The following is a 12540-nucleotide window of genomic DNA, read 5'->3' as shown; positions in this document are numbered from 1 at the left end:
ATTTATTAACGCTTAATGTTATCTGTTTGCGCAGACGTCGCAAAGTCCACAGAAGTCACATTACCCGTGGTATTAATATGATCGATGTTTTGCAAGTGACGACGATTGGTCTCAATATTGTTTGAGACATTAATCTGTCCTGAAGACTGCGCAGGTATCTTGCCTGTAGGGTCAACCATGAGCTCATCAACGCCATCGAACTTGGTGATATCTGCTAAACTGAATCCCGCGGGTGCTGCATATAGGCGGGCTTTTTTGCGCAGCTTATCAGCTGGTGCCCAGTTCATCGCACCTAAGCTCAGCTCGTATATCAAGCCAATAATCAAGATGGTGATAAATATAGCGGCAGCAGCAAAGCCAAGCCAACCGGCTTCACGAACTGAGACTGCATAAGCATATAAGTAGAGGGCTTCTAGATCAAAAATAACAAAGAAGATTGCTACCAAATAGAATTTGGCAGACAAACGAATACGGGCGTTGCCAGATCCGACAACACCCGCTTCAAATATCTCTTCTTTTTGTGAGCCATGAGAGCGACCGCCAAGTAAACGCGGCACGACCAACATGAACACAACTAGCGCAATGGCGGCTAAAATAAAAGCAATGGCTGACCAATTAAAAGCAGACATGATAATACGTGCTCCTCACCCAATCGAGTGTTACACGCCGCAAGTGCCGACCTACTTAAGGTCGTCAAGCGACAGGCATAACGCAGACGAAAACACAAAGCAACTGTCACTGCACTTAAGTAACTGTCGCTGCATTTAAGTAACTGTCATTGAGTCACATGTTAGGTTCTGTACTGGTAACAACCAATTATCAAGCTTATTGACGACGATGTCAGACATAACCAACTGTAGAGTGTCCGCTTATTTGCGGATAAAGGCTGGTCGCCCAACGCATCTTCTAACAACGTAAGATCAACGTATTAAATCAATATCATATTCGATGGTTTATTTAATTGATTTAATAGCTCATTACACGTGGTCAACAATGACGTGACAACTGGCATAAATTATTTACGTACTATACGCATATTGGCAATCAAAAGCTAGTTTTTAACTGTATTGAACGGTCACTTTCTCAGTAAAAGAAATAGGTTTTTTTATGCGCAAACTATGCTATAGATTATCTGTCATCCGGCTCTAAAAACCTTCTGTCACTCTAAAAGACATTCTATTAATTGAATGTCAAATAAGGTAAAAAATGTATATAAACCGCACATTTAGTGACAGCTTATAATTAGTTAACTTCTACTCTCATAAGTAATAGTATTGCCGTCTAACTCCTTATTTCTATTCATAGGAAATGAGCTTGTGTTAGCCAAATTTTTGACTCTTTCCATTGAAACAAAATGTTTCTCCAAGCCATTTTTTAAGACGTACCTTATATATACCTCATAACCTTACATATTCCACGCTACTAACTCCTGCCCAAAAGCTTCGGTTTTGCTTTATAATAGCTCACCTAATTTTTCTCAAAGATTGCCACAAAATTTTAAAATTATTCTGTGAGTCATCCCATTAAAAATGCCAATATACCCTCTGTTTTAACGAATGTATTTTTCGCTTGATGGCAGCTAGTGGCATTTTACGATCAACTGTTACCCTCTTTTTGCTTTTGTCTTACAGGTCATCTTATGAGTCAACTTAATCCCAAACAACAAGAAGCGATGCTCTACGTATCTGGTCCATTGCTCGTGCTAGCAGGTGCTGGCTCCGGTAAGACATCGGTGATTACCCGTAAAATTGCCTATCTGATTGAAGAATGCAACATGCCAGCTGAGCGCATTACCGCGGTGACCTTTACCAATAAGGCGGCGCGTGAGATGAAAGCGCGGGTCAGTAAATTGCTGCCAAGCGATAAAATGCGCGGCCTAACGGTGTCAACCTTTCACCAATTTGGGCTGCAGTTTTTACGTTATGAGCTGCTTCATACGCCATTGAAGGGCAACTTCTCCATTATGGACAGCGACGATAGCAAGCGCTTGCTGATGGAGCTGATGATGCGCGACAACTTAAGCGGCGCAGAAAGTCGTGAGTTGGTCGGCAAAGCGATAAAAATGATTTCTGATTGGAAAAATGATTTGATTGAGCCGGATAAGGCGATGGAAACCTTAGACGATCCAGAAGACATGATTTTTGCGACGCTTTATGCTTTATATGAGCGCAATCTACGGGCTTATAACGCCGTTGATTTTGATGATTTGATTGTACTACCGACCAAAATCTTACGTGAAAATAGAGAGCTACGTGACAAGTGGCAAAACCGTATCCGCTATTTGCTGGTTGATGAATATCAAGATACCAATACGGCTCAGTATGAGATGATTAAATATCTGGTCGGACCGCAAGGGCGCTTTACGGTCGTTGGTGATGATGACCAATCTATTTATGCATGGCGCGGTGCTAAACCTGAAAATATGGGATTACTTAAAGAGGATTTTCCAAAATTAAAGATTGTCATGCTTGAGCAAAACTATCGCTCGACCACGCGTATTTTGACCTCTGCTAATGCGGTGATTACCAATAATGAGCATTTATTTGAAAAGAAACTCTGGTCAGACAAAGGTCAAGGCGAAAAAATCCGCATTATTAACTGCCGTAATGATGATGATGAATCTGAGCGTGTCGCCAAAGAAATCGTCACGCACAAACTGCGTTTTGGCAACGAGTGGGAGCAATATGCGGTTCTTTATCGCAGTAACTTTCAGGCGCGCATGTTAGAGGCGCAGTTGCGTCAATTGCAAGTGCCTTATAAATTGTCCGGTGGTCAGTCGTTCTTTGCCCGTAGCGAAATCAAAGACGTCATGAGCTACTTGCGGCTGATTTTGAATCCAGAAGACGACAGTGCATTTTTGCGCGTGATTAACACACCCAAGCGCGGCATGGGACCAGCCACGCTCGAAAAACTTGGCTTATTTTCACAAGAACATAGCATCTCGCTACTGGCCTCTTGTACGCATGCCGGTCTTGCTCATGTCTTGCCATCAAAATCTTATAGCACATTAAAAGAGTTTGGCGATTTTATTGAGCATTATACTCGCGAGCTAGATCAGCATCCTGACCCTGTACCCATCGTCCGTCAGATGATTGACGAGACAGGTTATATTGATTTTGTCCGCAGTGATTCCAAAACACCGCAGCAAGAAAAAAACCGCATTGATAATATCGATATGCTTTATACCAGTATTCAATCGCTGATTAATCGCGCTGAAGAAGACGAAGATCGGACGATTGATACCATTATTCGCAAGCTGGTGTTGCTTGATATGCTTGAGCAGCAGCAAGAAGAAGAAAATACCAATAAAGTCAATCTGATGACTTTACATGCGGCAAAAGGCTTGGAGTTTGATTTTGTTTATATCATGGGACTTGAGGAGGAAATGCTACCTCATCGCAACTCTATCCTAAGCGAGACGGTCGACGAAGAGCGGCGCTTGATGTATGTGGGCATTACTCGTGCCCGTCGTGAGTTGACTTTGACGCTCGCCACTCAGCGCCGTGCTGGTGGTCAAATGCGCGTCACGTCTGAATCACGATTTTTAGATGAGTTGCCAGAAGATCATATCGACTGGCCTGCCAAAGCAAAAAAACAAAAAGCCACCAAAGATCCCGCAGCCGTTGCTGATGAATACTTGGCTAATATTCGGGCTTTATTGGGCAATCGCTAATGGTTAACCTTTAAAAAAATAGCCAATTAACAGAACTCATCCATTAAACGCTACGCCTATAGTCGATCCGAAATAAAAAAAGTACAAATGTTATAAAGAACTAATGGGGTTAATTTTCCTTGCTTGCTGTGCCTATGCAGACAGAGGCTGCGAATAATTAACCCCATTAGTTCTGTACCTTTTAAAAAGTGGATTAACTATATATTTTAGTCATCATTATTTAATATTTTGAGAAACTTGGAACTTTTATGCCCGCCCCTACGCCGAATTCTGCACGACCATTAACACGACAGGGAGATTATAATCCGGCTGAATCTAACGCTGAGTATAAACTACTCTATTTGCAGGAGTTGGTTGCGAATAAAGCGTATGAGGCGATTACTGAGTTCTTAGGCAAGCAGTCAGAATATGAGATTGCCAACTTATTAGAGTCGTTCCCAACTCAGAGCCGACTACTGATTTGGGCACAAGTACCAGAAAATATCAAAGGTGAAGTGTTAGCTGAGCTGGAGTTCGATACACGCCAGCCATTGATGGAAAATATCTCGTCAAAAGAGATATCGCTGTTTACTCAAGATCTTGATGCACAAGATATTTCAGAGATTTTAGACACCGTTACCGAAAGCGTGCGTACTTCGGTGATGGCGACTTTGGATGAAGATATACGCATTCAGGTCAATAAACTCGATACCTATGCCGACTGGGAAGTCGGCAGCTATATGGATCCTGAGCTTATTCAGGTGCGAGAAGATATAACGCTGGCGGATGTCCAAAACTGGTTACGAGAAGATATTGAGCTGCTCAACGATGAAAGCCAAGAGCTATTGGTTGTCGATCAAAGTCAGCAACTGCTTGGTTTATTAAGTCTCGCTGATTTGATTAAGCATGACCAAAACACCTTAGTTGCCGATTTGATTGATAGCGCCATTACCATCAATGATCGCTTGGACATTCAAGATGCGGCGGCGATTTTTCGCTCAGAAGACATTCGTTTTGCCCCAGTGATTAACAGTCATGGCGAGCTGGTTGGTCAACTAAACGGTGAGGACATCATGGAGATTATCCAAGATGATGTCGATAGCACCATGAAAAACCTGGCTGGTGTCAGTCAAGATGAAGAGCTGTTTGCGCCTATCTTGACCAGTGCCAAAAGCCGTAGTATTTGGCTCGGTATTAATTTATGTACCGCGCTTTTAGCGGCAGCGGTAATTGGACAGTTTGAGGAAGTATTGGCACAAGTAGTGGCACTGGCAATTCTCATGCCCGTGGTCGCTAGCATGGGCGGTATTGCAGGCTCGCAAACGCTTACCGTCGTCATTCGCGGTATGGCAATGGGGCAAATCGGTGGCTCTAACCGCGTATGGTTATTAAATAAAGAGCTGTGGGTTGGGGCGATAAACGGTATCATATGGGCGATAATCATGGCATTTATTGCACAATTGTGGTTTCATGACATTAAAATTAGTGCCGTTATCGGTCTGGCGATTGCGATTAATATGACCGCTGCCAATGTCTCGGGCATTAGTATTCCGCTGATGCTAAAACGCATGAATATCGATCCGGCATTGTCTGCCTCGGTTATCCTAACCACGGTGACGGACATTGTCGGCTTTATGTCGTTTTTGGGCTTGGCAAGTGTACTGATACTATAATCAATCGCCTATTAAAAGTTAAAGGCTGAAAGTTAAAGGCTGAAAGTTAAAAACCATCAGCTATTTATTATAATAGTTGCTGTTAAGCATTTGAAAACTAAAATTTAAAAATATGATTCATTCTGTTTATAAAACCATTAAATCGTTAAGTGAGTGCGTTATGCAAGCTGTCCAAGTTAAAGTCTTAAACCCCAAAATTACCGAAGATGCCGCATTTTCTTTACCGACACGTGCGACTGACGGTAGTGCTGGCATTGATTTGCGTGCTTGTATTGATGAGCCTTTAACGATTAAAGCGGGTGCCACGCATTTGATTGGAACTGGTTTGGCGATTTATATTCAAGATCCTAACTTTGCTGGCATGATTTTGCCGCGTTCAGGTCTTGGTCATAAGCACGGTATCGTCTTGGGTAATTTGGTCGGCTTGATCGATGCGGATTATCAAGGTGAGCTGATGGTCAGTATTTGGAATCGTAGTCAGCAAGACTTTGTATTAAATCCAGCAGAGCGCATGGCACAATATGTGGTTGTTCCTGTTGCCCGCCCTGAATTTGAAGTCGTGACAGAATTTAGCGATACCAGTGCGCGCGGTGCTGGTGGTTTTGGACACTCCGGTCGTCAATAGTAGCGATTCTAAAATAACGATCAGCTATACGCCTAACACTCTTAAACGATTTATTTTTTATCAACCATTAGCCTATCAATCACGACAATAAGGAGAGTAAGCGATGCCGTATTTTGCTGCACAGCACTCCTTATTTCGTGCTTATGATATTCGCGGTTCGCGCCAGCATTTCACCACTGACTTTATACACGCCTTAGGGTACGCTTTTGCGCATCGTTATCACGCGCCATCCCATTCTCTATCTCTATCTCTATCTCTAGTAGAGCATGATTTTGATAACAGCATAATTGCGCCACATTTGACTCATCGCACCCCTAGCCAAAAAGCCATCGTCGTGATTGGCTATGATGTACGTCGTGATAGTGACGTTATTGCTCAAAACCTTGCCACTATATTGATCCAATGTGGTCTACAAGTTATCCAGTTGGGACTGATTACCACGCCTATGATGGTTTTTTGGGCTGAGGAATATCAAGGACATGGCATTATCGTGACTGCCAGTCATTCGGCCAAAGATATTTTAGGTATTAAGTGGTTGGTCAATCATCAATCTCCTAGCAGGGACGACATTCAGGCGCTTTACCAGCAAGTCATTCATCAGCAGTTAACTCAACGTTCTTTATACAACAGCATGCTTGAGAAAAGTGGCTTGCATGAGCACAGTCTGCAAAAAACGGATTTTGACACAATCAATGTTCGAAAAACCATTGTTGTAGAAGACAATCAAAAAAACCATAAAGCGTTAAGCACTCCACGACATGTAGTGGATAACTCTATTAGCAATCAGCAAATGTCTTTATCGCCTGAGCAAGTAGCGACCCGTTATATCGATGCTATTGTACAAGTATTCAAAGAGCTCTATCCGTACAATAACCAACCGACTACTCATACTTTCGGTCATACCAGCACCCAATTGCCTTTTACCAAGCTAGATTTGGTGGTTGTTATCGATTGTATGCATGGTGCGACGAGTCATATCGCGCCGCAATTGTTTGAGCATTTTTGCCACCGCGTCATCATGCTTAATGACACGCCTAATGGAGATTTTCCTGCAGGCAATCCTGATCCTACTGAGCCGAATCGGCTCACACAGTTGCAGCAAAGCGTCGTTAATCATCAGGCAGATATAGGTATTGCCTTTGATGGTGATGGTGACCGATTAATGATTGTCAATAATATGGGTCAGACAGTCACACCCGATCATCTGCTCTACTTGTTAGCAGAGGTGACACTGGCTGAGCGTCCAGTCGCTTGTACCCAGTCGCAGTCTCCGCCGCAAGTTCTCTTTGATATTAAATGCTCACATCATTTGCCAAAGCTACTGACTGCGCTTGGCTCAGAACCTATTATTAGCAAAACAGGTAGTAGTCTGATGCGCCAACAGATGCAAAACTCTGCTGGGCGCATTGTGTTCGCTGGCGAGTTGTCGGGGCATTTTATCTTTAACGACAGCCGCTTTATTGTCTATGATGATGCCATCTATGCCGCTTTAAGGCTGTTACATTGGCTGGCAGCTAACAGTGCTAATCGTCTAAATGCTACGACAAATCTTGCTGATATTATTCATAATTTGCCAGATATTGTCAGTACTGCCGATCACTATTTACCGCTACCAACGAATACTATAACGGATTGCTCAATCGTTGAGCAGCTAACTCGTCTATGTCTGTATTTGCAAAAACTTATAGAAGCAACCGCTGCATTGTCGAATCATCAAGCATTCAGCACCTGTCAGCGAGCGCTTTGTAGTTGCTCTATTAAAAACCTACCTATCAGCATAGAGCAAGCCAAAGACTTGTTGCCAGTGGGTACCAAACTGAGCTGCATCGATGGGGTACGTTTGGATTTTGCCCATGGTTTTGGGGTTATACGCCAATCAAACACCAGTCACAATTTAACGGCGCGCTTTGCAGGAGACAGCATGGCACATTTACAAGATATTCAAGCAAAATTTGCCGCGCTATGCCGTCCCTTTGATGAAACTTTAGCGGCGCAGATTGTGGCTATTGCTCCTCAATAACCCGTCATATCAATCAATTTTGAGTGTTAGCACAGTTTATTTCAGGCATGGCTTTTTTATCCATACATTTTTATAGCAATAACCAACCGCTTAATACCGTATTTTAGGAATTTATAATGACATTGAATTTAGATGACGCCAAAACCACTGCTGAAGTACTGACCACAGCATTACCCTATATTCAACGTTTTGTGGGCAAGCTCATCGTGGTCAAATACGGCGGTAATGCCATGACTGACCCCAAACTTGAAAGCTCATTTGCCCGCGATATTGTCTTGCTAAAAACGGTTGGAATGCATCCTGTCGTTGTCCATGGCGGCGGCCCACAAGTAGACAACCTGTTAAAAGAACTCGGTCGACAGTCTGAGCGTATCGACGGTATGCGGGTGACTGACAAGAGCACTATGGATATCGTCGAGATGGTGCTTGGCGGTAGCGTCAATAAATCTATCGTCAGCTTAATCAATAAGCATGGTGGCCGTGCCATTGGTTTGACCGGTAAAGATGCCAACTTAATATTAGCCAAGAAATTAATGATGGAAAAAATTGGCGCAGACGGTGTTGCTGTCCCAGTAGATTTAGGTTTTGTAGGAGACGTGGTCAGCGTCAATAAAGACGTGATTAATATGCTCATTGCCTCTGACTTTATCCCTGTCATCGCCCCTCTTGGCGTCGATGAAGAAGGCAATACCTATAATATCAATGCGGATTTGGTCGCAGGTAAAGTCGCAGAATTCTTGCAGGCAGAGAAACTTATGCTACTAACCAATATCAAAGGGGTATTGGGACGTGATGGCGAGGTAGTCACTGGTTTGACGCCTAAGACGGTGGATAGCTTAATTGAAGATGGTACGATTTCAGGCGGCATGATTCCTAAGATTCAGTGTGCGCTTGATGCGGTTCGTGGCGGCGTAAAAAGTGCCGTTATCGTCGATGGTCGCGTCCCTCATGCAACTTTACTAGAAATATTTACTAACGAAGGTGTCGGTACATTGATCAGTCGCGATTTGGATTCGCTGTCAAAATAACAGCGATAATCGTTGATTAGAAAGCCCGAGCTTGGCATTTAACATTCAAGCTCGGGCTTTTTTAATTCACAAAACAGCTTTTTTTAAGCAAAGCCTGTATCGAACTCGGTTTCATCATAGCCGCATAATAATATCGGCTTATTTTTATCAGGAAACTCACCTTCAACGATCGGACGCTTAATCATACTGGTGTTGTCAATCAGCAAATCAATGGCTTTATCCATATTGCTATCTGCCGCTTGCTTTTGCTCTTCGTCGAGCTTGCGCCATGTGGTTCCGCGCTTGTTTAACACTTTATCTATCCCAAGCTCGTTTACCCAGCGCTGTATCGTTTCTTTGTCGATGCCTTGTTTTTTATAATCATGAAAATCATAGCTGATGCCCAACTCATCAAGCTTGGTAAAGGCTTTTTTCATAGTACTACAAGACTCAATACCGTAAATGGTGATGGTCATAAGAACTCCTCGTCAATGAACGTTACGGTCTATTATACTCAAATACTGCCTGCAGCTGGCACATGTCAAATTTGGATATCGGCAAGCGATAAATCTAAGCCGAAAAACCACTATAGTCAGGGAAAAGTAATATTGATACATCAAGTACTGCTGATATTAATTTTTCTTGCTTGCTGTGCCTACTCAGACAGAGGCTGCAAAAAATTTATACCAGCAGCACTGTAGTGTTTTTTAAGATATTTTAACTATAGGTAATCCATCAAAGGCGGCATCATATCGTCGCAATTTTCGCCAAATTACGCTATGCTATGGCATTATAAAATTTCACCCCATCTATCTGTAATAACCATTTCGAGCCAATTATGAGCAACAACGCCGTGACAGCAGAAACTGCCAATATTAACCATACTAATAATACTTCTAACGATAATAGCCAATATCAGCCACAGCTCATCGAAGCGCAGCAGCAAGCCAAATGGGCAACTGACAAACGTTTTGAAGTGAGCAATGAGCCAAGTGATAAACCAAGTCGTTATATGCTGTCGATGTTTCCGTATCCAAGCGGCAAGCTACATATGGGTCACGTGCGTAACTATACGATTTCTGATGTATTGAGCCGTTATTATCGCCTCAAAGGTTTCGAGGTCATGCAGCCAATGGGCTGGGATGGTTTTGGCTTGCCCGCTGAAAACGCCGCAATTGCCAATCAAACACCGCCTGCCAAATGGACGTTTGAAAATATTGATAGCATGCGCGCGCAGCTAAAATTGCTTGGATTGTCTATTGACTGGTCACGTGAATTTGCCACTTGTAGCCCTGAGTATTATCAGTGGGAACAGTGGTTGTTTTTGCAATTATACAAAAAAGGCTTGGTCTATAAAAAGCTTGCCACGGTCAACTGGGATCCGATTGACAATACGGTTCTCGCCAATGAGCAAGTCATCGACGGTAAAGGCTGGCGCAGTGGCGCTATGGTCGAAAAGCGCGATATTCCGATGTATTATTTTAACATCACCGATTATGCTGATGAGCTGCTTGATGATTTGGATCAGCTAGAGGGTCATTGGCCATCTGAAGTCATCACCATGCAGCGCAATTGGATTGGTCGTAGTGCTGGTATGGAAGTGCATTTCCCTTATGAGCTTGCCGGTCAAAGCAATAGCTTGGATGTCTTTACTACTCGCCCTGATACCTTGATGGGTGTCACCTATGTGGCAGTGGCAGCAGCGCATCCGCTAGCCCAATATGCCTCTGAGCATAATAAAGCGATTGCTGAGTTTTGTGCCCTTTGCAAAAAAGGTTCGGTTGCAGAGGCAGACCTAGCCAAAGCAGAAAAAATCGGTATGGATACTGGTCTGACTGTGACCCATCCACTCACTGGCGAAGAAGTGCCAGTATGGGTTGCCAACTATGTGCTCATGAGCTATGGCTCAGGCGCGGTCATGGCAGTACCGGCGCACGATGAGCGTGATTATGAGTTTGCCGTCAAATATAAGCTACCAATTAAGCAAGTGATCGACATTCCTGTCAAGTATTTTGATGAGGTAGAAGAAGGTAATGACAATCGTGCTTATACCGAGCGCAATACCTTGGTTAATTCAGGTGAGTTTGATGGCATGGACTTTGAGCAGGCTTTTGAGGCCATGCTAGCCAAGCTTGCGCCACAAGGTCTTGCTAAGAAAAAAATTCAATATCGTCTACGTGATTGGGGCGTTTCACGCCAGCGTTATTGGGGCTGCCCTATCCCAATGATTAACTGTGAACATTGCGGCACGGTACCGGTTGAAGAGCAAGATTTGCCAGTGATTTTACCAACTGACGTCGTCCCTGATGGTCGCGGCAATCCGCTAAAAAACATTCCAGAGTTTGTGAATACCACTTGTCCTAAATGTGGTAATCCTGCTGAGCGCGAAACCGATACCTTTGATACCTTTGTAGAGTCAAGCTGGTACTATGCGCGCTTTGCCAGCCCACATGATGCGACCAATATGGTTAATAAGTCGGCGGCAAATAAATGGTTGCCAGTTGACCAATATATCGGCGGTGTCGAGCACGCCGTTATGCATCTGCTTTATGCACGATTCTTCCATAAGCTGATGCGTGATGAAAACTTGGTATCAGGTGATGAGCCATTTGCCAATTTGATGACCCAAGGTATGGTGCTTGCTGGTACCTTCTATCGTGTTAATGCTGATGGCAGCACCACTTATTACTTTGCTGAAGACATCGATATTGATTTTAACGAGCGCGGTCAGCCGATTAAAGCCATCCTAAAAGCAGACGGCCAGCCAGTGACGATTGGCAAAATCGAAAAAATGTCTAAGTCCAAGAACAACGGCGTTGACCCACAGATTACCATCGATAAATATGGTGCTGATACCGTTCGCCTTTATACCTTATTTACTGCCCCTGCCGACCAAACGCTAGAATGGTCAGATGACGCGCTAAAAGGTCCTTATAACTTTGTGAAAAAAGTATGGCGCATTGCTTCTGAGCATATACAGGCGTTAACCGATGCCAATTTGAGCCTTAATACTCTGAACAATGGCACACTCAATGGTGAAGCCTTAAATACGGACAGCTTAAGCAAAGAAGCCAAAGCTTTACGTCGTAAAACTCATGAAACCATTGGCAAGATTGACAGTGATTTGGGTCAGCGTTTGGCACTGAATACGCCAGTATCTAGCTTGATGGAGCTTGCTAATGAGCTGAGTAACTTTAAAGCCAATAGCGAGCAAGAGCTACAAGTACAGCATGAAGCATTGATTGATTTATTGATTATGCTATCGGTATATGCGCCGCATATTGGCGAGCATTTACTTGAGCAATTAGGACTTGATACGGTGACGCTCAGCTACCCAACAGTCGACGAGCACGCACTGGTACATGACATGATTACCATGGTAATTCAGGTCAATGGTAAAATGCGCGGTAAGATGGATGTGGCGCCAAATAGCGATCCTGAGCAGCTAAAAGCACAGGCACGTACGCTTGAGAGCGTAGCAAAGTTCTTGACCGGTGAGATCAAAAAAGAGATCGTCGTACCTAATAAACTGGTTAATATTGTGGTTGCAGGCTAAGGCTGAT

General features: G+C 43.6%; 8 protein-coding genes. 6 read left to right on the top strand and 2 right to left on the bottom strand.

Annotated elements, in window-relative coordinates:
- Positions 1-5 precede the first annotated feature (5 nt).
- Complete coding sequence (gene ndhC, locus JMW90_RS04200) at positions 6-629, bottom strand: NADH-quinone oxidoreductase subunit A (protein ID WP_201561845.1); 624 nt, start codon at positions 627-629, stop codon at positions 6-8.
- A gap of 1010 nt (positions 630-1639) precedes the next feature.
- Between ndhC and JMW90_RS04195 the strand changes: the two genes are divergently transcribed.
- The 5 genes from JMW90_RS04195 (at position 1640) to argB (ending at position 8998) form a co-directional block, all read left to right on the top strand.
- Positions 1640-3673: a UvrD-helicase domain-containing protein gene (locus JMW90_RS04195; protein ID WP_201561844.1), complete on the top strand. Its 2034-nt coding sequence runs from the start codon at positions 1640-1642 to the stop codon at positions 3671-3673.
- Between the two features lie 248 nt (positions 3674-3921).
- The gene (gene mgtE / locus JMW90_RS04190) at positions 3922-5325 is read left to right on the top strand and encodes a magnesium transporter (protein WP_201561843.1); all 1404 of its coding nucleotides are present in this window, start codon (positions 3922-3924) and stop codon (positions 5323-5325) included.
- A 160-nt stretch (positions 5326-5485) separates the two neighbouring features.
- The gene (gene dut / locus JMW90_RS04185) at positions 5486-5950 is read left to right on the top strand and encodes a dUTP diphosphatase (RefSeq protein ID WP_201561842.1); all 465 of its coding nucleotides are present in this window, start codon (positions 5486-5488) and stop codon (positions 5948-5950) included.
- A gap of 103 nt (positions 5951-6053) precedes the next feature.
- Entirely contained in the window at positions 6054-7970 is a 1917-nt protein-coding gene (locus tag JMW90_RS04180; protein ID WP_201561841.1) for a phosphohexomutase domain-containing protein, read from the top strand.
- 116 nt (positions 7971-8086) lie between these two features.
- Positions 8087-8998: an acetylglutamate kinase gene (gene argB, locus JMW90_RS04175; protein ID WP_201561840.1), complete on the top strand. Its 912-nt coding sequence runs from the start codon at positions 8087-8089 to the stop codon at positions 8996-8998.
- Positions 8999-9081: 83 nt separating this feature from the next.
- Here the strand turns inward: argB and JMW90_RS04170 are convergent, their stop codons facing one another.
- Entirely contained in the window at positions 9082-9453 is a 372-nt protein-coding gene (locus JMW90_RS04170) for a Spx/MgsR family RNA polymerase-binding regulatory protein (protein WP_201561839.1), read from the bottom strand.
- A gap of 362 nt (positions 9454-9815) precedes the next feature.
- Between JMW90_RS04170 and leuS the strand changes: the two genes are divergently transcribed.
- The gene (gene leuS / locus JMW90_RS04165; RefSeq protein WP_201561838.1) at positions 9816-12533 is read left to right on the top strand and encodes a leucine--tRNA ligase; all 2718 of its coding nucleotides are present in this window, start codon (positions 9816-9818) and stop codon (positions 12531-12533) included.
- Positions 12534-12540: the final 7 nt, after the last annotated feature.

The sequence above is a fragment of the Psychrobacter glacincola genome (assembly GCF_904846215.1).
Lineage (GTDB): Bacteria > Pseudomonadota > Gammaproteobacteria > Pseudomonadales > Moraxellaceae > Psychrobacter > Psychrobacter glacincola.
This window is presented reverse-complemented; position numbering and strand designations above follow the sequence as displayed.

What these genes read in the sequence shown, in the direction of transcription:
- ndhC (WP_201561845.1), bottom strand. Translation starts at nt 629, where the DNA reads ATGTCTGCTTTTAATTGGTCAGCCATTGCTTTTATTTTAGCCGCCATT.
- JMW90_RS04195 (WP_201561844.1), top strand. Translation starts at nt 1,640, where the DNA reads ATGAGTCAACTTAATCCCAAACAACAAGAAGCGATGCTCTACGTATCT.
- mgtE (WP_201561843.1), top strand. Translation starts at nt 3,922, where the DNA reads ATGCCCGCCCCTACGCCGAATTCTGCACGACCATTAACACGACAGGGA.
- dut (WP_201561842.1), top strand. Translation starts at nt 5,486, where the DNA reads ATGCAAGCTGTCCAAGTTAAAGTCTTAAACCCCAAAATTACCGAAGAT.
- JMW90_RS04180 (WP_201561841.1), top strand. Translation starts at nt 6,054, where the DNA reads ATGCCGTATTTTGCTGCACAGCACTCCTTATTTCGTGCTTATGATATT.
- argB (WP_201561840.1), top strand. Translation starts at nt 8,087, where the DNA reads ATGACATTGAATTTAGATGACGCCAAAACCACTGCTGAAGTACTGACC.
- JMW90_RS04170 (WP_201561839.1), bottom strand. Translation starts at nt 9,453, where the DNA reads ATGACCATCACCATTTACGGTATTGAGTCTTGTAGTACTATGAAAAAA.
- leuS (WP_201561838.1), top strand. Translation starts at nt 9,816, where the DNA reads ATGAGCAACAACGCCGTGACAGCAGAAACTGCCAATATTAACCATACT.